Genomic DNA, 330 nt, shown 5'->3' on the forward strand with positions numbered 1-330 from the left:
TTGACACTCTGCGGCTCTTTTGACGCGCAGATTCTTAAGCAGTCCAGAAATGAACTCTTAAAGGCGTAGTCAAAGCGCCTCTACTTAGTTGACTTAAGTTGAGATTAAGTCTTCCAGATACTTTTCTTAAAATATTGGCTGCACCGTTACAATCGGCATTAATTAGATAACCAGCACCAGATTGATATAAACCTCGTTTAATACGTTTTCCAGACGGTTCCCAGTTATCGGGTTTTTCACCGTAGATTGGGAGAAAGTCATTATCTAAAAACGACGCTTTCGAGGTATAAGATTCTTCAGTTTCTACAAATTGCAACCCATATAAATTGC

Annotated in this window: 1 pseudogene; it reads right to left on the reverse strand. The window is 39.1% G+C overall.

Annotated features, from left to right (window positions below):
• Nucleotides 1–34: 34 nt before the first annotated feature.
• A pseudogene (locus AC0QH1_RS00720) lies at nucleotides 35–330 on the reverse strand (RNA-guided endonuclease TnpB family protein); the annotation flags it as partial.

It is taken from the genome of Phormidium sp. CCY1219 (assembly GCF_055795085.1).